Raw genomic sequence first — 22493 nt, 5'->3', positions numbered from 1 at the left:
CGTCATTCATATGAAATAAAAGCGAGCAATCATAAGAGAAGGCCTAGGCACTGTTATGATGCGCCTAGGCCGGAAAATCTTCTTGTTGGTGCAGGAAAATCTGCCTAAGGGCATGAACGCCCAACTAAAAACACTTAAAGTTTTTTTACTCGATTGTTTTGGAAGGCTTTTTGTTATTGTGGCGCGCTTTTCGTATAGTTATTGGCATGGTGGGAGAAAAATACCACTCCCAACGTCCTAATGCCCAGTGGGGCTGGGACAAACCACCCGTTACCAACGTCGCCACACTGTGGCGATAAACCGAGTGAGCTGGCGTGCTCCCCTGGTCCCCTTCGGGGGACTTTTTTATTTCTAGCCCGTATTGTTCTTGTGGCCTTTCGGTTCGGACCGGCGAGCTACATACGACTAGTTTCCGGCTCTTGCACGCTAGAGACAACACCACCTTCGTTTAATACATACTGGTCTCGCATAAAGGCTGAATTCCCATGCATCAGCCTTTTTCCTGTTCTGTCATCAAAAATTCAAGTCCCCGCCTATACTTACCAGTCGTGGCGAAGTGTATCGCCGGCTTATTCTCGACTGGCCCACTAACGCCATCACTGTTCACCACCGTTCAATGGAAGGGACGCAGCAATGGCAAAGCACTCCCGTGGCGTCGCCTATGGCGCCTGGCTGCTATTGGCGATTTCGATCGTCGCCCTGATAGTGGCCGCCATCAACACCTTCAATGTAGGCAACGGTATCGCCTACACTCCCGGCACATATCTCGTATTGTTCTCCACCGCCATGCTGGTGATCGGGTCACTACTGATCACCTTTGTCAGAAGCATGCCTCGCTGGTTGAGTGGCTTGATTGCTTTCTTGCTGCTGATCGACCTGCTGGGCACCGGCCTTGCCTCCTACCTGCTGGAGGCCACGATCCTGGTGTGGCTCATGGTGGCGGGGTTGGTCGCCTGGCTCATTCATGTCTTCGCTGATCCCGCCAGCGGTAAACGCTCGCACCCGACAGCTACCAACCGTGAGGCCATGACGTCATGACCCGATACCCTTCACGAACATTGCTATCCATTCTGTTGCTGGCCAGTGCGCTTGGTTCGGCACACGCTCAGGACTCGCAAAGCAACGATTCGGACGGCGGAGCTAGTGGCGGCCAGCCTCAAGGCATCACCGATGTCGAAGGCACCCAGGCGGACGGGGAAAACGGTGATCAGAGCCAACAATCCCAGCAAGACCAGGAGGATCAGACAACCTCAGCCGAAAACGGCTTGCAGGTCACTCCAACACTCAAGAAGGGGCGTGTCTCGACAGGCCCCGCCGGTACGCCGCCCTCACCCGACGCCCAAGGCCTCACTCCGCCACAACAGGGGCCGGACGAGTGGATGGAGTCACCTGACACCTGGGCGACGTTCAACGGCGACCTCCGAGCGCAGAAATATTCCCCGGCGGACCAGATCACCCCGGAAAACGTCGGCCAACTCGAGAAGGCCTGGGAGTATCATACCGGCGACGTCTCTGATGGCAGTGGCGATATTCCCATGTCCGTGTGGTCGGCCACCCCATTGTTCGTCAATGATACGCTTTATCTCGGCACGCCCTTCTACCGGATCATCGCGCTTGACCCGGGCACAGGGGAGGAAAAGTGGGCATTTAACCCTGAGGCACGCCTGGAAGCCTTGACCCAACCAAACATGAAGAATCGCGGCGTTGCTTACTGGCAGGCTGACGATCCCCAGGATGGCGAGGCATGTCAGAAAATCGTCTACATCGGCACCATGGACGCCAAACTCTACGGTGTCGACGCTGATACAGGCGAGCCCTGCAGTACGTTCGGCGAGAATGGCATGGTCAATGTCAACCAATGGAACACGGTCAATGCCAAGTGGCCTTTATCCTTGTTACAGCCGCCGACGGTCTACAACGACACGCTGTACCTGGGATGGGCCGGCAAGGATTGGACCGATGCCGCCGCACCTCCCGGCACGGTGTTCGCTCTCGATGCCCGCAGCGGTGAGCTGAAGTGGATGTTCCATGCCTTGCCGGAGGAGGTGATCGATCGTACTGGCACGGCCAATGTGTGGGCCTCGATGTCCATCGATCCTGAAGCGGGCCTGGTTTACCTTCCGATCAGCTCACCCAGTCCGAACTACTACGGCGGCAACCGCACCGAAGAGCTGCCACTTGCCACCTCGGTAACAGCCCTCGATGCCGAGACCGGCCGGGTCGTCTGGAGCCGCCAGCTCGTGCACCACGATATCTGGGACTACGATACGGTTGCGCCTCCGACGCTGGTCGATATCCAGAAGGATGGCGAGACCATTCCTGCGCTAGTTCAAGTCTCCAAGCAAGGCTTTCTCTATGTACTCAATCGAGAGACGGGGGAGCCAATCTACCCCATCGAGGAGCGTGAGGTACCAGCGTCGGATATCGAGGGCGAGCAGGCCGCGCCTACCCAGCCTTATGTACCCAAGCCCGAGCCGGTGATTCCTGACGAGTGGCCTGGCGTGTCGACACTGGCCGATATCGTGAGCTTCGGCGAATGCAGCCGTCAGGCAGAGAAGTTTCGCTATGAAGGTCGCTTCACCCCACCGAGCCTCGAGGGCTCTATCGCCTTCCCTCCTACCACGGGCGGAACCCAATGGGGTGGTGGTGCCGTCGACCCCAACAGCGGAATCTTTGTGGTTAACTCCAACCATGTGGTACAGATCTATCGGCTCGTGCCACGTGACGAGTTCCAGCAGAAGGAGCAGTCGGGCGAGACAGCTGGCTACTATGCCCAAGGCGACGTGCCTTACGGTTTCCATCTGGAAACGTTCCTCAACTGGGCGGGCATGCCCTGCTGGAAGCCGCCCTACGGCACGATCGCTGCCTACGATCTGAAAACCGGTGAGCGCTTGTGGAACAAGCCGTTCGGCCAGGTCCAGAAACATGGCTTCTATATGCCCGAGTCCTGGGGCTCGGTGACCATAGGCGGCCCGGTGCTGACCAAGACAGGCCTGATCTTTATCGGTGCCTCCATGGATTCGCGGGTTCGCGCGCTCGACGCCAAGACGGGTGAAGAACTCTGGCGCGGCCAGGTCGAAGCACCGGCGGTATCGATCCCGGCAACCTACACCTACGAGGGCAAGCAGTACGTGACCTTCGTCGTTGGTGGCAATTCGATACTCTTGCCGAAGGTGAGCGATCAGGTCGTCTCCTACGCCCTCCCGGACTAAGTCCGGACAGGGCCGCCACGATCAGCCACCGGGCCCTGCCCGGTGGTTTTTTGTTGGCATTGGCCCATGTTCTCTCGCCTGACAACGTACATCACGAGACTGAATGAGAAGGAGCTTTCGTGCCACATCAAATCACCAACCGTAGACGAAGCTATCGACAGCCACCGGAAAGAGAACGTTTCTTGTGGGAGGGATTGAATGCGTCAGCCTACGTTGTGGGTGCCGCGACCTTCGTGGTCGGCAGCGTTTTCTTCCTACCCGCCTTGGAAAAATACTCGACTGCAGGTGCTGGGCTATTCATTGCGGGCTCGCTGATTTATCTGGCAGTCACGGCCCATGACTTAACGGAAACCATCAATCATTACCGCCACCACGCTTCGCATGGCAAGAAGACCGCACTGGAGTTCATTACTTCGACGGGTTATGTCATTGCATGCCTCCTGTTTCTGGTAGGCAGCATATTCTTTTTGCCAAGGCTGGGCGCAGAGCGCTGGGGGGCCTGGTGCTTCATCGTTGGGAGTGCCCTTTTCACTGGGGGCGCAATCCTCAATGTCACCCAGATCACTCAGGCCGGCTCGCTGATCACCTTGCAGTTGCTGAATGCGGTCGCTGTCTCGTTCGTCATCGGGTCCATTCTGTTTCTGGTCGCTTCCATTCCCTATCTCTGGGCGACTCATCAAGCACAGCTCGCCCATGCCCTTTACACCTACTTGGCATCCCAGTTCATTTTCGCCAGCGTACTGTTTCTCCTCGGCGGGTTGGCTAACTTCTACCGGGCCTATCGGACTCATCAGGATCATAAACAGAAAAGCCCCGACCGAAGCCGGGGCTGAACGTCATGAGAGTTGATACGGGCAATTACATCTTGGTGCCAGGAGTGCCGTCCCGGTGCTGCTGGGTACCCAGATGTGTCGGTTCACCGACTACATCGGACGCAGAGGAGCGAGACTGACCTCCTTTATGCTGGGCCGTGCCCAGATGTGTCGCCTCGCCAACGGCCTCCCGGTTTGGGGAGGCGCCGGTCGCAGTCGCTCCCTCCCCCGTCGAAGCCGTACCTACTCCTGAAGTCGTCACGGGGCGATTCGCACCGGTCAGGTGATCCTCCTGGTGAGGCGGTGCCGAGGTTGACGTGGTCGGGGTAGCCGGCATCACCGTACCTGGTTTGCTGTACCGCTCATCCATGTCCTGGCTATGCCTGGACCTACCAGAGGCTTTCTGGCCATTGCGATTTTGCGACATCATCAACCAGCCGATACCGATGCCGATCAGCAGGGTCGGGATCGGATTCTGCTTGATGGTGTTGCCGAGATTGGAAAGAAACTCGTTGGCCCCACCGTTGCGAACCTGATTGTAGGCGGAATCCATAAGATGTTTCGGCGAGAGACGGTCTTCCAACTCGTGCAGGGTATCGTCCAAGTTTTCACGTGTCTGACGGATTTCGTCTTCGATCTCATCCGGACTACGTCTATCGTGCTTATCGCTCATCAGCTGCCCTCCTTGACATGTTCACCATGATGCTTGGCCACATCCTTATCATTCCTGAAGCTGGCCATTGTTCTCTCGGGTGCCATCTGCAAATTCTTGAGCTTCTTGCGCCCAGCCTGTAATAGGATGAAACCGATGACCAACACAATGCCGCCAACGATAAGGGCCGAAAGCCAAGGCGTTTCGCCGTAGTCGATTATCGCATGGAGCCCATAGACTGCAGCGGCAAGCAGAACCAGAAAGCCACTGAACAACACTGCGCCCGCAGCGGCAATGGAGCCCGCGCCTTTCCCTGCTTGGGATGCTTTCTCGGTCATTTCGGCTTGTGCCAAGCGCACTTCACCGCGAATCAGGGTTCTTACCTCATCCGTCAGGTTCGAAACCAGTGAGCTAAGCATGGAACTCTCCGTACGGCTTCTATTCTCTTCTTCCATGACTGTCTCTCCTTGACAGAAGTTTTACTGAGTTGGCACTTACCAACGTAGTCAAAGCTACCGCCAAGGCAATGACATTTACCTTTCGATACTTAACGCCCTTTATGGGTTTGATGGCTCCTATACCGTCCAGGCCAGGCCGAGACATGGGAGCGCCCCGTTCCCACTGGACGGCATCTCGGTACATTCCTTAACGGGTGCAGTCCGTAATGCCTGGCGGATCTTACCGGATCGGCAGGCAACGACGATCGGCGCCATGTCGGGCGTTGCCGAAGTGCAGCCTGTCTGTAGCGCACACCAGCAAGATACTCATCGAGAAGTTTTATGAGCATGGTGGCCAACACGGCCAGTTTTCTGAAGTTAGCCATCGATCCGGTCCAGTGCCTGAGAGATTGAGTGGGTATCCGATGGCCGAACGAGGCGGGTGACCTCTTGGCCATTGTTCAGAAAAACCAGCGTGGGCCATAGCTTGACGCGAAAGGAACGCCCCAATCGGCGCCCTCGCCCATCCGCGATCTTGAGATGCTTGACGCCAGGGTGCGATTCCATGGCCTCGGCCAGGATCGGCTGTGTGGATATGCTGAAGCCACACCACGGAGAGCCGAATTCGAGGACGACCGGCTCTTCCAGCGCATCGATATCCTTGCGCGCTGGTTCACGCTCCAGATAGGCCGTGGTCATTGGCATTCCGTATCCTCCTTGACTTGATCCGTCAGCCAATGTCGCTAGCTTGAAAGTAAGCGCTTCCCAACCCAACAACAAACACGATATGGAGGTCGGTATGAAACGCTCGCGTTCGCTCCTGAACCTTTCTTCTTCAACCCTAGTTCGAAGTATGGCGACTTTTCTAGTTTTCGCCGTAATCTCACCACCTGTCGTTGTGGCACAAGACGGGACAGCGAATGCGATATCGAGCACAGGGGACGCACCTCGCCTTGAGGCTTCCGGCTGTGTCACGGATGCTCTGAAGGCCATGCAGGCCGAATGCTATACCTTCTACGGACAGGAAGACTGGAGTGAGCCCAATGGGCAGCTAGTGGAGTTGCCAGTCGCGGTGATTACGCCGGAACAGGCAGGCAGCCCGAACGCTCCGCCGGTCGTTTTCTTTCCCGGCGGCCCCGGCTATTCGGTGATTGGCAATCGTGATTATATCGAGCAGTTACGCAAGGATATCGGCAACCGTACATTGATAGTGATGGATCACCGCGGATTCATTCATGCCAAGCCGATGCTGGCTTGTCCGGACTATGCCGAGGTATCGCCTTACCACAACATTATCCATACTCCGGCCATTACGTCGTCCCTGGACCCGATGGAACGCATGGATGCCATCACAGGCGAAGTCGTCGCCTGCTATCGCAAGCTCGAGAGCGAAGGAGTCGACGTAGCGGAGTACAACCAATACGCCGTATCGCGCGATGTCGACGAGATTCGTCGTCTGCTGGGCTACGACACCATCGATGCCTTCGGCTCCTCGACAGGCAGCGGGACGGTACTTTCCTACATGCAATACCACCCCGGGAACGTTCGCGCGGCGATTCTCGGCTGGCCCTGGTTCACCAGCCTGCGCAACCGCTCGCCTCTGGATGAGTTCTACGTCGCCAAGCAGACCTTCAGCGACGTGCTTGCTCTGTGTACGGCGAACAGTGAACGCTGTCGAGAGCAACTGACGGCCTGGTTCCTGGCCATTGACCGAGCCCGTCGGACATTGGACAACCAACCCTTCGTTGCCACCGTACAGGATGGAGACAAGGAGAAACGCCTCTATTTTGACGGTGCCGCCTTTCTCGATACGCTCTACCTGATGCTACCCAGCGATTACGCTCAGTTGCCGCGCTTGGTCAACGAGATCCAGGCGGACGATTACTCTTCGCTGGCGCGCTTCTTCCGCATCGACGAGTACCAGCCGAACACCCAGGCACCCAACTACGCACTGGGGTATTTTCTTGCCCATGTTTGCAATGACATGGGAACCAACCGCCCCACACCAGCAGACTCGCGAGCCGCGATACAACGTGAACCGGGTATTCTTGGCTTCGAGCCGCCCTGGTTGTGTGCATGGTGGGGCGTGGATGGCGATGTGCCGAGTTCACATAGCGATCCGTTGCAATCAGCTACACCCGCCCTATCGATTCATGGCCAAATGGATCCGTGCTGCGGAACACGCTGGGGGGAGGTATTGTCACGCACCATGCCCAATCTGCAGACCATCGAGATTCAGGCCAAGGGCCACAGTCCGGTGACCGAGTGTCGCTCGCAAGTGATATCAGCGTTTCTCGACGACCCGATGGCCAGGATCGATACGAGTTGCGCCGACGAAGTGCCATTGGAGCCGTGGGCCTTGCAATAGCTTGATTAACGGCAGGGGCAGGTGACCCAGCCCCTGCCGAACAGGCCAGAAAGTCATCCCTGTGTCTGGGACTGGGTATCCTGCTGTGGCTGTTGCTCGTTCTTCGAGCCATCCGGGGCCACCAAGTACCACTCCCCGCCGAAGCCATGCACATCCTGGCCATTGACTTCGCCCGAGGCCTGATCCTTGACGAAGTAATACAGCGGCCAACCGCCGTAGGTCACTTGGGTCGTCCCGTCTTCACGCTGGAACGTACCCACCAGGTCCTGCTGCAGTTGATCCCCAACCTGCGGGTTACCGCTCTCTATCGTCAGCGGCGGCCAGGCTTCGGCACACGCGTCGTAACAGGAACTCTTGGCCTGGGTATCTCCCTGGCCTTGGGTGTCGGTCGTGAACATGTAGAGCGTCTTGCCTTGCCCGTCAGCGACATAGGCACCATAGCCGCTAGAGGTCTGTTCGGAGAGTTGGGCATCACCGCCAGACTGGGCCAAGGCCGACCCGGCGAACGCGACGGCAGTCATCATCAGCGAAAGTGAGAACAGTTTCATGGCTGGTACTCCTTTGACGTTGTCGCCTTCAACATAGCAGGTGGCGACGCCACGGCGACCGGAACCGATCACCAACATGCAAAGCGAGCAAATGAGTCAAAACTGTTGCATGGCCAGCAGCACGACCAAGTAGCGTGCACCCTTGCCAATGGCGGTCAACACGAAGAAGATCGGAAAGGAGACCCGCAGCAGCCCGGCAATGAATGTCAGAGCATCGCCGCCCACTGGCAGCCAGGCCAGCAGCAGCGACCATACCCCGAAGCGGTTGAACCAGCGCTGAGCATAGCCCAGCTTTTTTTCCTTGAAGGGAAACCAGCGACGGTCCTTGTAGTGTTCCAGGTGACGGCCTATGCCCCAGTTTACAGCAGCGCCGAGCGTATTCCCCGCGGTAGCGACGAGCAGCAGCAGCCAGAAATCGTAGCCGGCACGAAACAGGCCGGCTAGCAGCACCTCAGAGTAAAAGGGAAGCAGGGTCGCCGCGAGGAAGGAAGACGTGAACAACCCGAAGTATCCCGTCACATCCGCTCCTTTCGTTCATGAGTGGGTTACGGGCGATAAGGTAGCTATCGCCGAGCCCGGGGCCCAGCAATCAAGGCAGTAAGGCACTCGGCTCAATGTGTCGTGCCACGCTTGCCGGCAAGACGGCTAACGAGCTTCACGACACCCAGCACTACGCCCCCGGCGACGATGCCAAACAGAGCGTTGAGCAGCGTTGTTCCCAGAGTGCCGAGTACGACGCCGATACCGGGAATGGCGGCCGAGGCCTGTGAGACATCCTCCACCGCATGTTCGAGAAGCGGAATGCCATGGGTCAGAATGCCCCCACCGACCATGAACATGGCTGCCGTTCCGATCACCGACAGGCTTTTCATCAAATACGGCGCGGCACGCAGAATGGCGCTGCCGATGGCACGAGACACCTGGCCGGTCTTCTGGTTGAGATAGAGCCCCAGGTCATCTAGCTTGACGATGCCGGCCACCAACCCATACACACCGACGGTCATGAGGATAGCGATACCCGACATGACCAAGATCTGCTGGGTCAGGCTGGCATCGGCCACAGTGCCTAGCGTGATAGCGATGATTTCCGCCGAGAGGATGAAATCGGTACGTGTGGCACCCTTTATCTTGCCCTTTTCGTAGGCCACCAGGTCGACATTGGTATCGCTGAGTGCCTTGACCTGCTCGTCATGGTGCGCCTTGTCCTCGTCCTTGCTATGTAGAAACCGGTGCGCCAGCTTTTCGAAGCCCTCGTAGCAAAGGAAGGCACCGCCCAGCATCAGCAGCGGCGTCACCGCCCAGGGAATGAAGGCGCTGATCAATAACGCGGCCGGAACGAGAATCAGCTTGTTCAGGAACGACCCCTTGGCCACCGACCAGACCACCGGTAGCTCGCGATCGGCCCTGAGTCCGGTGACCTGTTGAGCGTTGAGCGCCAGGTCGTCACCGAGCACGCCGGCAGTCTTCTTGGCAGCCACCTTGGTCATCACCGACACGTCATCGAGGATGGTCGAGATGTCATCGATCAGGGTCAATAAGCTCGCACCGGCCAAGGGGTCTTCCTCTTCGATAGATTAGGCGGGTTCAGCATAACAGTAATTGGTGGTTTCGCTGCCTTCACCGCCGATTCACGACGTTGCGCGCAGGCGCCTCAGGTACTCGTCGGCCTCGCGCTGCAAGGCTTCGCGCTCCTGGGCGGCGCTTTCCCGTAAGCGGCTATCGTCGAGGCCGCTCAGGTTGGCATCCACATTCAGCAACACGGCGCTGAGTCCCGAGTGCAGCAATAATCCCCCGGCGACCACATCGCTCTGCAGGTAGGCCTCGGTCAACGGCCATGCCTCTAGCGTCAGGCCGAGCCCGGCCAGGCAGGCCTCGGCGGTAGCCAAGGGAATGCGGTTCACCTCTCGCGTCGCGGTATCCAGGGCCTGTCGCCGTTGATCGCGCTGCACCTTGTTGTCACTGGGCATTTTCAGCGCCTTGAGGTATCCCTCGAACGCCTGCATGTCACCGTCAGCGTGATCGGCCAACGTTTCCAGCAGTTGCTCCGCCTTGTCGAGCAGACGCTTGCATTCGGGACTGGAGTGCTTGGCGTCAGTGATTCGCAGTCCCTTCATTACCAGCGCCAGCCCTAAATCGGCCGAAGCTGCAGCGGCGGCGCCGCAGCCCGGGCTGGCGCGCTGCACGATCGCCTCGCGAAAATCGAGCAGTGGAAGTGTCCATAAGCTTCGTGGCGCCGTCATGACCGTCCCATCCGTATGACTTCGCCATCGCGCGAGAGCCGGTAGGTCTCGAGATCGCGAGCCAAGTAAAGCGTGTTGCGATAATGGCTACGCGCCTCATGCTCGACATCGTCAATGTTGGGAGAAACTTGGCGATTATCATGATATCGCGGGCTGAAGTGGGTCAGAATCAGGTTGGGCAGTTCAAGACGCTGGGCAAACGCAGCCACGGCCGCTGCCGTGCTGTGCTGGTTATCGGTGCCCAGGCGCTCGACCACCGCCTCGGTATAGGTGGCCTCATGAACCAGCAGGTCCGCCCCGCGGCAGGCGGCCTCGAGCCGTGACGGATCGTCATTGTCGCCGCCAATCACCACCTTTCTCGCTGGGCGGCCGGGCAGTAACACGTCCTCGCTGCGGATCTGCGTACCGTTGCCGAGTGTCACGTCTTCGCCGCGATGCAGCCGCCCCCAGTCCGGCCCGCGCGGAACACCCAACGCATCCAGGCGCTCGGTATCCAGTCGGCTTTCCACGCCACGCTCATGAAAGACGAAGCCGTACGATGCCACGCCATGGGAGAGCGACACCGCCTCCACGGCGAAATCCGGCAGCCTGAGCGACGCATCCATCGCTTCCACCGCTACGAATTCCAGAGAAAAGGTCAGATGCAACCCGGTGGTGGCCTGGATAGCCTCGAGATAGTCACGTATCGAGGTGGGAGCGACAATGGTAAGCGCGTGGCGACGGCCCGCCATCGAGGCGCTGGCCAGCAGGCCGGGCAGTCCATAGCAGTGATCACCGTGCAAGTGGGTAATGAGCACTGCCTCCAACCGATGCAGCGACAGTGGCGTCTGCATCACGCGGTGCTGGGTTCCCTCGCCGCAATCGATGAGATACCAGGCCTTGCCGTCCTGCTTCTTGAGGGCGGTCGCTGTGACGTTGCGTATCCTCGTCGGAACTCCGGCGGAGGTTCCCAGAAAGATGATTTCCATATCCTCTTCCTTGGCCTGAGCGAGTCATCAGCGTAGTGCGAGATTGCCCTACCCACCAGCCATCCCAGCCGACCAAGACAATACAATAGCCCCTCTTATTAGACTTAAGTCTTATGGACTGTAGCCGATATAGCATCATCCCACATTAATTGGAGCTGCTATGTCACTTCTGAAATCGCTTCGTCGAGCCAATATTGGAGTGAAACTATCGATTCTCGTCGCTGTAGTGCAGCTCATCGGCTTTCTAGGGCTTGGAATCGTGCTGTCTCAATCAGCCAGCCACCAACTACGTAGCCAGGTTAGCCAGAGCCTCGATAAACAGCAGAGTCAGGTTGCTGACATGGTTGAGCTCTTCGACCAGACCCTGCAAGAAGAAGCTGGCCTGCTTCTTACCCTCTTCCTCAACGGCCTGGCTCCGGGCTTCTCGCTGAACCCGAACCAGAAAGTCCTTGTAGCGGGGCGTCAAACACCAGCGCTGAGCAATGGGGGCAATGTTCTCAACGGCAACTACAGCATTCTTGACCACTTCACGGCCCAGACAGGAGCGCCTATCACCCTTTTCGCCCGCGATGGTAACGACTTCGTCCGCGTGACGACCTCGCTCAAAAAATCCGACGGCGAGCGTGCCGTTGGCACGCTGCTCGACCCGGCCAGCAAGAGCTATGCGCAGTTGATGAACGGTAAGCCCTACCTTGGCTTGGCCGAACTCTTCGGCACTCCCTTCATCACCAAGTACCAACCGATCCTGGATCGCAATGGGAAGGTAATCGGCGCCTCGTTCATCGGCATCGACATTACCGAACAGATGGCCATGCTGAAGGGCAAGGTCCGTCACATGTCGCAGGGTGAAAGTGGCTATACGATGCTTGTCAGCGCCAACCCAGCCCAACAGGGCCAGGTTATCGCAGGCGGCCCCCACGAGGGCGGCTCACTGATGAATCTCGAAACGCTGGACGGCGAGCCTGCTTTCTCCGCCCTCTTCGGCTCAGCGTCGGGAGAGATCAGTTACGCCCTTGCAGGCAACGACACACGTCAACGCACCACCCACTACCTTGCCTATCCGCAATGGGATTGGGTCATTGCGAGCACTGTTTTTGATGATGAAGTGAATTCGCACATTGTCGCCTTGCGCAACTGGGCCATCCTGGCGGCGACTCTACTCGCTCTCGGCTTCTCAGTGTTGCTGTATCTATGCCAGCGATCCCTTATCAGCAGGCCTCTGGCCAGCCTGGTAGCACTGGCTCAAGGACTCTCGAAGGGGGATCTCTCGCAGCGAATGCATACCTCGCGTGAGGATGAAATCGGCAAGCTGATCACCTCAATGAACGGGATTGGCGAAGGCCTTACCCGGATTGTCGGGCAAGTGAATGCCAGCACCAGCAGCGTGAACCATGCCGCGGAGGAGATTGCCCAGAGCAGCCGGGACATGGCATCGCGTACCGAGCAGTCAGCCGCCAATCTTCAGGAAACGTCCGCGTCGATGGAACAGATCACATCGACCGTTCAAAATACGGCGCACTCAGCTCAGCAGGCGAGTCAACTGGTTCAGGCTACGGCCGATACCGCAAAGCGCGGCAACACGGCAATGAATCAGGCTCGTGACACGATGCACGACATCAATGCCTCCGCAGCCAGGATTGGCGAAATCATCACCTTGATCGATGGTATCGCGTTTCAGACCAATATCCTGGCGCTCAATGCTTCGGTCGAAGCCGCCCGGGCGGGAGAACACGGGCGTGGTTTCGCCGTGGTTGCCCAGGAAGTGCGCACGCTGGCAACCCGTTCCAGTGACGCCTCGAAAGAGATCCGGACCCTGATAGACGAATCCGTTGCTTTCACAAGAACCGGATCAGAGCTCGTGGGCTCGGCTGCCCTGACGATGGAAGAAATAATGCAAGGCATCGAACGCGTCACGGACATGATCGGCGAGATTTCTTCAGGCGCGAAAGAGCAGAGCGACGGGGTCACCCAGATCAATATCGCCGTGACCGAGTTGGATACCATGACCCAGCAGAATGCGGCCTTGGTGGAACAATCAAGCGCTGCCGCCGATGAGTTGCGCGGCCAAGCCGAACAACTCAGCCAGTTAATGGCAACGTTCAATCTGGGAGAACACGACGGCAAGCGCGCGGGAGCGGAAGAGAAGCCCACAACACTCGGGGCAACGGTTCTGGCACAGAAACCTGTCCGCGCACCTATGCCCGCCGCGACTTCCTCCAAGCATGAGGTCGAGTGGGAGGAATTCTAAATACCTTTACCTTCTGGGCCTGCGGTTGCAGGCCCTTTTCCCCTCCTGCTCCACGAAAGATTGCCGGCCAATGGCATCGTCCCGGCCTACTGCTTACCCGCCCTCCGCGTGAAATATTTTTTCTTACCTCGGTGTCGATTTTCTAGCTCGCTGAACGACCAGGTGATGGCAATACGCTATGCCTACAACCCTGGCACGAACGAGGATGCCCTACATGAACACGACGACGGCCAACATCAGTGCAGAAAGCGAGATTCGCGCCCTAATGGATAGCTGGACACAGGCCTTCCTGGCCAAGGACCTGGACGGCATCATGGCTCACTACTCCCCCGACATCGTGGCTTTCGATGCAATTCTCGCCTTGCAGGTCAAGGGACAGGAAGCCTACCGGGAACACTGGGAGAAATGCTTTAGCTTCTGCCAGGGCCCGATCGAATTCAAACTGCACGACGTGAATATCGTAGCCGGAGATGACATCGCCTACAGTCACTCGCTAAGCCACTGTGGCGGACCCAATGAGCAGGGCGACATCCAGGCAAGCTGGATGCGGGGTACCGTTTGTTATCGCAAACTGGGCGGACAATGGAAAATCGTGCACGAGCACTTCTCGGCCCCCTTCGACATGGAAACCGGCAAGGCGTTGTTCGATCTCCAACCCTGACAGCCATACGGCTGATGTTCCGGCCCGCATCGATGCGGGCCGCTTCGTTATTTCACTGCATGGTGATGTTCGCTCGGCCTAGGCTCCTTATACTGAGGAGTTTTCAGAACTACGAGGCATGACCATGCGAATCGCGATATATGGCACTGGCGGTGTCGGTGGGTATTTCGGCGGCCGGCTCGCCGAAGCCGGAGAAGACGTGACCTTCATCGCCAGAGGCGAACACTTGGCGGCAATTCAGCGTGACGGCCTGAGTGTGAAAAGTGTCGCTGGAGACTTCCATATCGCCGAGGCCCAGGCCACCGATGATCCTGCCACGGTGGGTAAAGTGGACTGCGTGATTATGGCCGTGAAGGCCTGGCAAGTTGCCGAGGCCATCGATGCCATGCGGCCAATGATCGGTCCCGACACGTTCGTGGTTCCGTTGGAGAACGGGGTGGAAGCCGCCGACCAGGTTGCCGCGGCGCTTGGTGACCAACATGCCGTCGGTGGTCTATGCGGCATCCTCGCCTACCGTGCCGCCCCCGGGCATATCGTGCATGCCGGCGTCGATCCGTTCGTGCGTTTCGGTGAGCGGGACAATCGTTCCAGCGACCGTCTCGAGACGCTCAAGGCTGCCTTCGAGCGTGCCCGTGGCGTTCAGGCGGAAATACCTGAAGACATCAATGTCGCAATCTGGAGCAAGTTCCTGTTCATCTGCGCCATGAGTGGAATCGGCGCAATCACTCGCATGCCCATCGGCGTGAGCCGTCAATTGCCGCAAACCCGGCAAATGATCGAGCAGATCCTCGACGAGATTGCCCGGGTCGCGCGCGCGCGTGGCGTTGCCCTGCCGGACAGCGCCGTGCAGCGTGCCTTGAAGTTCATCGACGCTCTACCCGCCTCGGGCACGGCCTCGATGCAGCGCGACATCATGGATGGTCGCCCCTCCGAACTGGAATCGCAGAATGGTGCAGTGGTACGCCTGGGCGAGGAGTGTGGCGTAGCAACGCCGGTGAATGCACTGGTCCATGCTGCCCTGCTTCCTCAGGAGCTGGCGGCCCGTGGCGAGACACCCCCGACCTGACCATGCATCCGGAGGAAAAGCATCGATGCCCAACCTCTACCTCGTACGCGGCCTGCCCGGCGCGGGCAAGACCACTCTTGCGCGCAGCATTGTCGATCCGTCGCGGGTGTTCGCGGCGGACGACTATTTCTACGATGCCGAAGGCAACTATCACTTCGACGTAGATCGCCTATGGCCAGCGCACCGTTACTGCCAGCTCGCTGTGGCCCAAGCGATGAAGACCGGTAAAGACATTGCAGTGGCCAACACCTTCACCCGCACCCGGGAAATGAAACCCTACATGAAACTCGCCGAGGAACACGGCTACCGGGTGTTTTCGATGATCGTCGAGAACCGTCATGGCGGTAGCTCGCTTCATGACGTTCCCGAGGAGGATGTCGAACGCATGCGTCAACGCTTCAACGTCAAGCTGTAGCGTTGGCGCATGTCCAGCGTGCTCGCGTCAAGCCGTGGCGTAATTGCGCTTGCGCCGGTTGAAGTCCTCGACGAAGGCGTCCATGACCTCGGCATCGTACGGCTGCAGGCCACTCACCACCAGCTTCTTGGAACCGCTACCGACCGACTCGCCACCGGACACCATGCGGAACTCCAGGTGAGCCTCGCCGCGTTTGCCATTGATTTCGAAACTCGAACCAGCGAACTCCACATCAAGCGACGCAATATCCAGAGTGTCGAGGGTAAACCCCATGCTGTCGTAGATGACCAATGGCCGCTGCGGGTTGAACATCACGCCGTGGGATTTCATCAGCGGCTGCAGAAAGTGCGGAAAGTTACGTCCGGAAAAAGCGATGTAGCGCCGCGTGAAGGCCTCGATCACGGCAGGCTCGCGGGTGGTCTCACCGCTGCGTTCCACGCATAGGTATTCCTTGCCGGCATCATCGACGACACGAAGCATGCCATCTTCACATTCACGGATGGTCAATGGCACGTCGGCACCAACCATGCCACGAAAATAGAATATCATGCGCTGCGACAGGCCATGACGCGCCAGTACCAACGCAAACAGCAAGTCCCCCGGCACACAGAAGCGTCGTGCATCGGGGTCGTGAATCGGGTTGTAGTCGCCGGCCATTTGCTTGGCGAACTGACTGGCCTGCTCAGCGGCAATGCACATCCGTCCGCCGGCCAAGGCGTAGAAATCGTCGAGAAACATACGGTCCTGTCACCGGTAACGCCGCAGGGGCACCGGTATTGTTACTGTTTGCAAGAGACTGTCCGGGTGACTGTTTCTATCATCCCGAGCCAGCCAAGGCCAGAAGATATCTCTCGTCTGCATGAAAAAAGGTCTGGAGCAGCTCATCACCGGGCAAGCGTTGTTACAGTCGCCCCAGTAGCTCGGTTTTCTTGGCCGCGAACTCTTCCTCGGTCAACAGCCCTTTTTCCTTGAGCGCACCAAGACGCTCGATGGCGCTGAAGACATCGGACTCTGTCGGGCCCGAGGATGACGTGGCCACAGCAACGCCTTGCGATTGAGATGGAGAATAATCATGCGAGACCACGGGCAGGCTGGCCAGATCGATGACGCCATGCTGGCTGGTGAATGACACCGAGCCCGGGCCTCCTATCCCCTGCTGCTGTGAGACCCCACCGATACAATGATCGCCCGTGTCATAGACACTTGTACTGCCACCAACACGCACGGCAAGGCGACGCGGCTGGGCAAAATAGGCATAGCGAACATCGTTCTGGGCCCCGGTGGCATTAGGCATGCCCAATTCACTGGGCCACCATTGGTCGATCGGCTCGGACACAAGCAGGCCCGAGATGCCACGTGGCTCCTCGGGGGAGTGAGGCGGGTATTTGCCGCCACCCTGGCCCTCTGATTGAAAACTACCGGTGTCCTGCAGTCCCCTCTGGCTGGCGAGAATATCGGCAATCTCATGACAGAGCGCCCCGACACGCCCTTTGAGAGCATGATTGAACATGTCACTGAGCATCAGTAACCCGCCGCGCATCCACTGGCCCGAGCCGCCAAACTCAGGATGAGAGAACTGCGCCATACCACCGTTGCCGTTGAGCACCGCAAGTAGCATATGGGTCACGGCATCGGCACTGAAGCCATGGCGTCGAGCAAGATCGCCAACCACCGCCTGCCCTTGTGGAGTGAGTCGCTGCATGGCCGTCAACCCTGTCTGACTTAGACTCACACAGTCTAGCCGACAATCACGACCGGATGACTCAGGGCCCCTCCTCGCACAGGTACTTGTCTCTGATATATCGATGGTAGAAGCGTCCCACGGACGGCGCCTTAACGAACGTACGATAAACGGCTTCCGGCACGTCGCAGAACGTATATGTCGGCGTACTGTCGTGAAAGTCGATGAATAGCCGCCGCGTTTCTCTTTCGTAGCCGATCGCGGCGATGGCTGTCGAGGTGACGAATACCCATTCGGTCATGGTGTCCTTCCCTCCAGGGGCATAGCAGCCACCACTTGAACCCACTCAATAGGCTGCGCGGCAGTTTTTGCCGGCGCCACGCCTTGGTGAAAATTCACTTGAAAGAGTACCGCTTGGCCATGGCCCAAACACGTCTCGGAAGTTGCCGATATCCAACGATGAGGCTGACTGGAGTCATGACACACTGCCGTGGAAAAGCAGTCGATGGGTAAAGGATGCGCAGCTTTGCAAACCTAAGTAATAAGTGCGTAATATCGGGTAAGTAAAAATGCGGTGCTTTTTCATCATTTGTGCACCAGACTTCATGAAACGACAACGCTCAAGAGAGTGATTCCTCTCAAGATTTTGATGGCAGATATTGGACTTCAACGTTTGGAATCGACTTATGCCAGCTAGGCGGGGTGGGACAATAAGAGGTTTGGACCGGCTAGCCCCGCGCTGGCTGGTCTCGATCGCGCTATGTCTGACCTGTCTGTCAGGCTGGGCTGACGACCCAAACGATGTAATCATGATCGCCCATCCCAATGTTCGAGTCGAAACCCTTTCACGGGACACGGCACGTGCCATTTTTGCCATGCGCCAGCGAACCTGGCCCAACGGGCAAGCAGTCAGTGTGTTCGTACTTCCTGAAAATCACTCTGTGCATGCACGTTTTTCGAAATCCCTATTGAACGTTTATCCCCACCAGTTGAGGCTCGCCTGGGACCGCGTCGTATTTTCTGGCACCGGTCAGGCCCCAAACGTCGTGATGACGCAACCGGAGATAGTCAAGCATGTTGCCTCAACATCCGGCGGGCTGGGCTATATCGAGAGAGGTTATTTGGATGACAGTGTCAAGGTCATGCCACTGGCGAACTAGCCGCCTGCTATCGGGCTCGGGACTGATAGCATCGGTGCTGTGCATCAGTCCGGCCGCCCAGGCTACCGAAAAAGTCGTGGATACTCTGCAAATGCACGGTTTTCTCAGCCAAGCCTGGATCGCCTCCGAAGGTAACGACTTTTTCGGACCCAGCAGCGGGAACGGGGGGAGCTTCGAATACACCGAAATCGGTGCTAATGCCTCGTTGCGCCCACACCGGGACGTGCTCCTAGCCGCCCAGTTACTGTGGCGTCAAGCTGGCGATACCAGCGAGGAAGGACCTGTTCTGGACTATGGCATCATCGACTACCAGATGATTTCTAACCGGCATCGTACATTGGGCATACAGGCAGGTCGTGTAAAAAACCCGTTTGGCTTTTACAACCAAACAAGAGACATAGCTTTCACGCGACCAAGCATATTATTGCCTCAATCTATCTATTTTGATCGCACTCGTTCCTTGGGCTTGGCCGGAGATGGTGTGAGCGCCTATTTAGAGGAACGCCTACCGACGGGAACCCTTTATGTACAGACCAGTTTTGGGGAAGCGCAGATAGATGAGGATGTACAAGAGACGCTTTTACTTCCTAAATCTTCAGGTGACTTAGATAGTGGGACTTCCGCTCTTGGCCAGATACGTTATGAACATGATGGCGGCAAGTTCATAGCAGCGGTCAGCACAGGTCGTGCCCAAGCACATTTCAACTCTAACGAAGATACGCCTGGCAATGGAGAATTCCAATTCCAGCCAACGGTTTTCTCATTGCAATATAATGATGAATTTTGGAGCTTAACCGGCGAGTACGCTATACGAAAGGTATCGCTTACAGGATTCACTGACCCTAGAAACCATGAAACAACGGGAGAAAGTTGGTACTTACAATACACGAGGCGGTTCCACGACGATTGGCAATGGCTTATCCGCTACGATTATTTAGCCAATAATCGCGACGATCAGGATGGAAGCGATTATGAGGCAAGCGGTGCTGGCCAAGCGCACACGCAATATGCAAAAGACATTACTTTAGGGCTTCAATGGAGCCTTCACCCTCAGGTTCTTCTTGCAGCAGAGTATCATAGCGTCGATGGGACTGGCTGGCTCCCTTACCAGAGCAATACATCTCAGGAAGAAAGGGACAGGTACTGGAACATGCTTCTCCTCCAAATGTCGTTACGCTTTTGAATAGGCCAGAAATGAAGAGAAAGACCACAAAAAACATTTCTCGTTTCAGCCTTACATGGAGGGTGGTGTTCCTTTCCAGCCTTCTACTTTTAGGCTTGGCCTCGCTCTTTACTTACATTAGCCACAGCAGCCTAACAAGACAGTTTAGCGATCACAGAAATACTCAAGTAGAGAGCCAGGCAAAGGAAATTCAACTCGCGCTAAGAAGATCAGAAGAATCGCTCCGCCAGTTAGCCAGCTTACTGGCCGCATCGTACAGGCTAGGCCCTGCATTAATAAGCAACGACTCTACAACTGTCATTCATTCGCTTTCTTCTCAATGGCCGACACTACAATTAGAATCAGGGATTGATGAAATATTAGTGCTCAACGCCCATGGAAACCGAATAGCCTCATGGGGTATACCACAAGAAGGAATATTCAGGCCGGTTCGAGACTGGGCACAGCAGGTTATGTATTCAGAAGCTCCAATGTCTACTTTGCGCTGCACCTACGACTGCAGGCAATATATTGCAGTACCTGTCCTAGTAGAAGGGGCCAGCGTTGGCATGGTCGTCGTGTCGCGCTCGCTAGCCGATGTTACCCGTCAAGCCCAACGCATGGCCGACAGCGAGGTGGCACTTCTAGTCGCTGGTCAAGCCGCTTCTGCCGATATGGGAGGGGAGCGCACCCTTGACGCATGGAACGGACACTTGGAAACCGTAACGCACCAGTCCGTAACCCTCCCCCTACTTCGGGACGCCGCTCGCCAGGCAACCTTACCTCAGCTCGTCAACGCCCCTTTGATTATTCAATCAGGCAACTCCTATTATGAAGTTTCCGCCATACGCCTCGATAGTAATAACAGTTCTCAAAGTGCAGGCTATTTTTTGCTTGTTTCTGACATTACCGGTCAGATTCATACGATTACCCAAGATACACGTACCAGCTTAGTCATTTCATTACTTGGGTGGCTTGCGGCGGAAATCTTGCTGCTGGTTATCCTATGGCGCCCGATGGCACGCCTGAGACGCTTGGCTGATGTATTGCCATCGCTTGCCAAAGGAGGCTATTCGAAGGCCAGAGTCATGGTGCCTCTCCCTCAAAAGCGTCTCCTCGACGAAATCGACGTTCTGGATACAACGACGCTGGACCTGGCCCTGCAGTTAGAATCCTTTGAGTGCGAATTGCGCTCGCGAAGCGAGCAATTGACCCTCCGTGTCAAGGAACTGGCTCAAGAACGTGATTTCGTTGAAAGCCTACTGGACACCGCACGCGTCTTTATCCTGACTCAGGATGCTCATGGTCATATCATGATGGTTAACGACTATGCCCTGAGCATGCTCTCACTTGACGAAGCCTCCCTCATAGGCAAGTCATTTGACGATATTTTTTTATATCGTGAGCTGAAAGGCAAAGCCTCTATCGGTACACACCAGGACGAACGCGTAGTACAACTACCCGGCCAACCGGAACGTACCATTGTGTGGGCACACGCAGCGCTTCCAGCCCAGCAGGGCGAAACATCAGCACGTATTTCGGTCGGTCTCGATATTACCGAGCGTAAAGTCGCTGAAGCTCGCCTGACCTGGCTGGCACAGCACGACCCGCTGACAGAGCTTTATAATCGGCGCTTTTTTCAAGAGGCGCTGGACCGTGCACTGGAGCAGAACTGTCCCGGCGCCGTCCTGTTTCTAGATCTCGACCAATTCAAGGAAGTTAACGAACTTAGCGGTCATCATGCGGGAGATAGCCTGCTACGCATGGTAGCCGAAGCCCTTCACCGAGAGTTCGGTCGCGATTACGTGATTGCAAGACTGGGAGGCGATGAGTTCTCCATATTATTGCATGATGTCGATGCCAAGCAGGCCATACAAGCTGCAAAGTCTATCGACCGGGTGTTGGACAACGTCGGCCTGACAGTTGCTTCCCGTCTTCATCGCGCCGTTGCTAGTATTGGTATCGCCTTGTATCCCATGCATGGTGAGACCCCTTCCGACATCATGGCTAGTGCTGACGTTGCCATGTACAAGGCCAAGGAGAGCGGAGTTCAGCGGTGGTACCTGCTCGAAGCGATCCAGCATGCCAAGGACGAGTTGCAACAGCGGGTCTACTGGGTAGAGCGTATTCGTAAAGCACTGCGTGAGGACGATTTCGTATTGATGGTTCAACCCATCGTTCGGTTGGCGGACCGCGACGTACGCCATTATGAAGTTCTGCTTCGCATGCGTAATGAGGATGGCTCGCTGGTGGCGCCAGGTAGTTTCATCCCGATAGCAGAACGTAGCGGCCAGATTATCCAACTAGATCGTTGGGTACTACGTGAGAGTCTTAGGGCGCTTCGCTCGGTCCAGCATCAAGGGATCAGCTTGGCCGTCAACTTGTCTGGACAGTCCTTCCATGACGGTGGGCTAACCCGCTTTCTGGCTGATGAGTTGGCAATCAGCGGCGCGGACCCACATAAGTTGATACTCGAGATTACGGAAACGGCCGCAGTCACCGACTTTGCAACAGCACGTGGCATGATGCAGGGTATTCGTGATCTTGGTTGCCGCACGGCTCTGGATGACTTCGGCGTTGGTTTCAGCAGTTTCCATTACCTCAGCCAGTTGCCTGTCGATTACATCAAGATCGATGGCTCGTTCATTAGAAACCTAGCAACCAGCGCAGATAGTCGTATTATCGTCAAGGCAATTGCCGACATTGCCCAAGGCTTCGGCAAGCAGGCCATCGCCGAATTCGTGGATCAGGAAGCCTTGATCCCACTTTTACAGGCTTACGGCATCACTTACGGTCAAGGTTTTCACCTGGGAAAACCGATGCCAATGAAAGCCACTTTTTCCACCATGGCCGAAAACTAAAA

Annotated in this window: 22 protein-coding genes; 11 read left to right on the top strand and 11 right to left on the bottom strand. The window is 57.0% G+C overall.

All coding sequences use genetic code 11. The annotated features are described in order from the left end of the window. Positions 1 to 633 precede the first annotated feature (633 nt). The 3 genes from F568_RS0113995 (at position 634) to F568_RS0113985 (ending at position 4045) form a co-directional block, all read left to right on the top strand. Positions 634 to 1038 carry a hypothetical protein gene (locus F568_RS0113995; RefSeq protein WP_019019369.1) on the top strand — a complete coding sequence of 135 codons (405 nt, stop codon included), beginning with the start codon at positions 634 to 636 and terminating at the stop codon, positions 1036 to 1038. Then, complete coding sequence (locus tag F568_RS0113990) at positions 1035 to 3212, top strand: pyrroloquinoline quinone-dependent dehydrogenase (RefSeq protein WP_019019368.1); 2178 nt, start codon at positions 1035 to 1037, stop codon at positions 3210 to 3212. The genes F568_RS0113995 and F568_RS0113990 overlap by 4 nt, the downstream gene beginning before the upstream one ends. A 119-nt stretch (positions 3213 to 3331) precedes the next feature. After that, positions 3332 to 4045 carry a YrhK family protein gene (locus tag F568_RS0113985; protein WP_026300548.1) on the top strand — a complete coding sequence of 238 codons (714 nt, stop codon included), beginning with the start codon at positions 3332 to 3334 and terminating at the stop codon, positions 4043 to 4045. A 25-nt stretch (positions 4046 to 4070) separates the two neighbouring features. Here the strand turns inward: F568_RS0113985 and F568_RS23960 are convergent, their stop codons facing one another. From F568_RS23960 to F568_RS0113970, 3 genes are all read right to left on the bottom strand, one after another. After that, positions 4071 to 4697, bottom strand: a complete 627-nt coding sequence (locus tag F568_RS23960) for a DUF3618 domain-containing protein (RefSeq protein WP_019019366.1) — start codon at positions 4695 to 4697, stop codon at positions 4071 to 4073. Continuing rightward, the gene (locus F568_RS0113975; protein WP_229804170.1) at positions 4697 to 5095 is read right to left on the bottom strand and encodes a phage holin family protein; all 399 of its coding nucleotides are present in this window, start codon (positions 5093 to 5095) and stop codon (positions 4697 to 4699) included. Before F568_RS0113975 ends, F568_RS23960 begins: the two co-directional genes overlap by 1 nt. Before the next feature lie 396 nt (positions 5096 to 5491). Continuing rightward, complete coding sequence (locus F568_RS0113970; RefSeq protein ID WP_019019364.1) at positions 5492 to 5818, bottom strand: thioredoxin family protein; 327 nt, start codon at positions 5816 to 5818, stop codon at positions 5492 to 5494. Between the two features lie 286 nt (positions 5819 to 6104). Here F568_RS0113970 and F568_RS0113965 point away from each other — a divergent pair, with 286 nt between their 5' ends. Next, positions 6105 to 7481, top strand: a complete 1377-nt coding sequence (locus F568_RS0113965) for an alpha/beta fold hydrolase (RefSeq protein ID WP_019019363.1) — start codon at positions 6105 to 6107, stop codon at positions 7479 to 7481. 53 nt (positions 7482 to 7534) lie between these two features. Here the strand turns inward: F568_RS0113965 and F568_RS22925 are convergent, their stop codons facing one another. The 5 genes from F568_RS22925 to F568_RS0113940 all read right to left on the bottom strand — a co-directional run bounded on the left by F568_RS22925 (position 7535) and on the right by F568_RS0113940 (position 11237). Beyond that, a complete protein-coding gene (locus F568_RS22925; protein WP_019019362.1) occupies positions 7535 to 8029 on the bottom strand; it encodes a COG4315 family predicted lipoprotein in 495 nt (164 codons plus the stop codon). A 96-nt stretch (positions 8030 to 8125) separates the two neighbouring features. Then, the gene (locus F568_RS0113955) at positions 8126 to 8548 is read right to left on the bottom strand and encodes a YqaA family protein (protein WP_019019361.1); all 423 of its coding nucleotides are present in this window, start codon (positions 8546 to 8548) and stop codon (positions 8126 to 8128) included. A gap of 92 nt (positions 8549 to 8640) precedes the next feature. Then, positions 8641 to 9582, bottom strand: a complete 942-nt coding sequence (locus tag F568_RS0113950) for a DUF808 domain-containing protein (RefSeq protein WP_019019360.1) — start codon at positions 9580 to 9582, stop codon at positions 8641 to 8643. 75 nt (positions 9583 to 9657) lie between these two features. Then, positions 9658 to 10269, bottom strand: a complete 612-nt coding sequence (locus F568_RS0113945) for a cyclodeaminase/cyclohydrolase family protein (RefSeq protein ID WP_019019359.1) — start codon at positions 10267 to 10269, stop codon at positions 9658 to 9660. After that, the gene (locus F568_RS0113940) at positions 10266 to 11237 is read right to left on the bottom strand and encodes an MBL fold metallo-hydrolase (RefSeq protein WP_019019358.1); all 972 of its coding nucleotides are present in this window, start codon (positions 11235 to 11237) and stop codon (positions 10266 to 10268) included. The genes F568_RS0113945 and F568_RS0113940 overlap by 4 nt, the downstream gene beginning before the upstream one ends. Before the next feature lie 160 nt (positions 11238 to 11397). Between F568_RS0113940 and F568_RS22920 the strand changes: the two genes are divergently transcribed. From F568_RS22920 to F568_RS0113920, 4 genes are all read left to right on the top strand, one after another. After that, the gene (locus F568_RS22920) at positions 11398 to 13485 is read left to right on the top strand and encodes a methyl-accepting chemotaxis protein (protein WP_019019357.1); all 2088 of its coding nucleotides are present in this window, start codon (positions 11398 to 11400) and stop codon (positions 13483 to 13485) included. 214 nt (positions 13486 to 13699) lie between these two features. After that, the gene (locus F568_RS0113930; protein ID WP_019019356.1) at positions 13700 to 14146 is read left to right on the top strand and encodes a YybH family protein; all 447 of its coding nucleotides are present in this window, start codon (positions 13700 to 13702) and stop codon (positions 14144 to 14146) included. 124 nt (positions 14147 to 14270) lie between these two features. After that, on the top strand, positions 14271 to 15212 hold the full coding sequence (locus F568_RS0113925) for a 2-dehydropantoate 2-reductase (protein ID WP_189459577.1): 942 nt from the start codon (positions 14271 to 14273) through the stop codon (positions 15210 to 15212). A 25-nt stretch (positions 15213 to 15237) separates the two neighbouring features. Next, positions 15238 to 15627, top strand: coding sequence for an AAA family ATPase (locus tag F568_RS0113920; RefSeq protein ID WP_019019354.1), 390 nt, complete (start codon positions 15238 to 15240; stop codon positions 15625 to 15627). 27 nt (positions 15628 to 15654) lie between these two features. Here the strand turns inward: F568_RS0113920 and F568_RS0113915 are convergent, their stop codons facing one another. From F568_RS0113915 to F568_RS0113905, 3 genes are all read right to left on the bottom strand, one after another. Beyond that, complete coding sequence (locus tag F568_RS0113915) at positions 15655 to 16365, bottom strand: DUF3581 family protein (protein ID WP_019019353.1); 711 nt, start codon at positions 16363 to 16365, stop codon at positions 15655 to 15657. A gap of 163 nt (positions 16366 to 16528) precedes the next feature. After that, positions 16529 to 17329, bottom strand: a complete 801-nt coding sequence (locus F568_RS0113910; RefSeq protein ID WP_019019352.1) for an SHOCT domain-containing protein — start codon at positions 17327 to 17329, stop codon at positions 16529 to 16531. 61 nt (positions 17330 to 17390) lie between these two features. After that, complete coding sequence (locus tag F568_RS0113905; RefSeq protein WP_019019351.1) at positions 17391 to 17609, bottom strand: KTSC domain-containing protein; 219 nt, start codon at positions 17607 to 17609, stop codon at positions 17391 to 17393. Between the two features lie 508 nt (positions 17610 to 18117). Between F568_RS0113905 and F568_RS0113900 the strand changes: the two genes are divergently transcribed. The 3 genes from F568_RS0113900 to F568_RS0113890 all read left to right on the top strand — a co-directional run bounded on the left by F568_RS0113900 (position 18118) and on the right by F568_RS0113890 (position 22491). Further along, positions 18118 to 18468, top strand: coding sequence for a hypothetical protein (locus F568_RS0113900; RefSeq protein ID WP_019019350.1), 351 nt, complete (start codon positions 18118 to 18120; stop codon positions 18466 to 18468). A gap of 76 nt (positions 18469 to 18544) precedes the next feature. Continuing rightward, positions 18545 to 19651, top strand: a complete 1107-nt coding sequence (locus F568_RS0113895) for a hypothetical protein (protein WP_229804171.1) — start codon at positions 18545 to 18547, stop codon at positions 19649 to 19651. An 11-nt stretch (positions 19652 to 19662) separates the two neighbouring features. After that, on the top strand, positions 19663 to 22491 hold the full coding sequence (locus F568_RS0113890) for a bifunctional diguanylate cyclase/phosphodiesterase (RefSeq protein WP_040476357.1): 2829 nt from the start codon (positions 19663 to 19665) through the stop codon (positions 22489 to 22491). Positions 22492 to 22493: the final 2 nt, after the last annotated feature.

This window comes from Modicisalibacter luteus DSM 23508 (genome assembly GCF_000378505.1).
In the GTDB taxonomy this organism is placed as follows: Bacteria; Pseudomonadota; Gammaproteobacteria; order Pseudomonadales; family Halomonadaceae; genus Modicisalibacter; species Modicisalibacter luteus.
Note: the sequence above shows the minus strand (reverse complement) of the source record. Positions and strands in the feature narration are given on the sequence as shown.

Bases quoted from the DNA above. Each gene is read 5' to 3' on its own strand.
- F568_RS0113995 (WP_019019369.1), top strand. From the start codon at position 634: ATGGCAAAGCACTCCCGTGGCGTCGCCTATGGCGCCTGGCTGCTATTG.
- F568_RS0113990 (WP_019019368.1), top strand. From the start codon at position 1,035: ATGACCCGATACCCTTCACGAACATTGCTATCCATTCTGTTGCTGGCC.
- F568_RS23960 (WP_019019366.1), bottom strand. From the start codon at position 4,697: ATGAGCGATAAGCACGATAGACGTAGTCCGGATGAGATCGAAGACGAA.
- F568_RS0113975 (WP_229804170.1), bottom strand. From the start codon at position 5,095: ATGCTTAGCTCACTGGTTTCGAACCTGACGGATGAGGTAAGAACCCTG.
- F568_RS0113970 (WP_019019364.1), bottom strand. From the start codon at position 5,818: ATGCCAATGACCACGGCCTATCTGGAGCGTGAACCAGCGCGCAAGGAT.
- F568_RS0113965 (WP_019019363.1), top strand. From the start codon at position 6,105: ATGCAGGCCGAATGCTATACCTTCTACGGACAGGAAGACTGGAGTGAG.
- F568_RS22925 (WP_019019362.1), bottom strand. From the start codon at position 8,029: ATGAAACTGTTCTCACTTTCGCTGATGATGACTGCCGTCGCGTTCGCC.
- F568_RS0113945 (WP_019019359.1), bottom strand. From the start codon at position 10,269: ATGACGGCGCCACGAAGCTTATGGACACTTCCACTGCTCGATTTTCGC.
- F568_RS0113940 (WP_019019358.1), bottom strand. From the start codon at position 11,237: ATGGAAATCATCTTTCTGGGAACCTCCGCCGGAGTTCCGACGAGGATA.
- F568_RS22920 (WP_019019357.1), top strand. From the start codon at position 11,398: ATGTCACTTCTGAAATCGCTTCGTCGAGCCAATATTGGAGTGAAACTA.
- F568_RS0113930 (WP_019019356.1), top strand. From the start codon at position 13,700: ATGAACACGACGACGGCCAACATCAGTGCAGAAAGCGAGATTCGCGCC.
- F568_RS0113925 (WP_189459577.1), top strand. From the start codon at position 14,271: ATGCGAATCGCGATATATGGCACTGGCGGTGTCGGTGGGTATTTCGGC.
- F568_RS0113920 (WP_019019354.1), top strand. From the start codon at position 15,238: ATGCCCAACCTCTACCTCGTACGCGGCCTGCCCGGCGCGGGCAAGACC.
- F568_RS0113915 (WP_019019353.1), bottom strand. From the start codon at position 16,365: ATGTTTCTCGACGATTTCTACGCCTTGGCCGGCGGACGGATGTGCATT.
- F568_RS0113910 (WP_019019352.1), bottom strand. From the start codon at position 17,329: ATGCAGCGACTCACTCCACAAGGGCAGGCGGTGGTTGGCGATCTTGCT.
- F568_RS0113905 (WP_019019351.1), bottom strand. From the start codon at position 17,609: ATGACCGAATGGGTATTCGTCACCTCGACAGCCATCGCCGCGATCGGC.
- F568_RS0113900 (WP_019019350.1), top strand. From the start codon at position 18,118: ATGATCGCCCATCCCAATGTTCGAGTCGAAACCCTTTCACGGGACACG.
- F568_RS0113890 (WP_040476357.1), top strand. From the start codon at position 19,663: ATGAAGAGAAAGACCACAAAAAACATTTCTCGTTTCAGCCTTACATGG.